1 pseudogene is annotated in these 398 nt (G+C 68.8%); it reads right to left on the bottom strand.

The window, feature by feature from the left end:
* A pseudogene (locus EOA29_RS40700) lies at positions 1-398 on the bottom strand (allophanate hydrolase); the annotation flags it as partial.

The raw sequence follows: 398 nt of genomic DNA, 5'->3' as shown, positions 1-398 counted from the left end.
GACCGGCGGTCTCGGCCAGAAAACCCTTCGCCGATGTTCCATCGTCGAGCTCGATGGTGCCGATGCCGAGCGGTGGCGGGATGGCGGCGACGAAGCGGCCGAAAGCCTCGGCAGGAAGCCGCCAGACCTCGACCTCGATCGCGGTGCCGCCGCCCGCGACGCGGATCAAGCCCGGCTTTGGCGTGGTCTGGCCGGCAAGCTCGTAGAGCTTGTAGGAAGGCGTCGTCGTCGTCGCCCGGCAGAAACGCGCGCCGGCTTCCTTAAGCTGGCAATTGAGCGGCATCCCCGACAGATGCGCACCGACCACAACCATTTCGATCGTGCCGTCCTCGGCCGATGCGTTGGCTGGCCGCGCGCTCGACTGCCGCCACCCGGTCGCGCCGAGGACGGCACGATCG

The organism is Mesorhizobium sp. M1E.F.Ca.ET.063.01.1.1 (assembly GCF_003998155.1).
In the GTDB taxonomy this organism is placed as follows: domain Bacteria; phylum Pseudomonadota; class Alphaproteobacteria; order Rhizobiales; family Rhizobiaceae; genus Mesorhizobium.
The sequence above is the reverse complement of the archived record's forward strand: the minus strand, read 5'-3'. Positions and strand labels throughout refer to the sequence as shown.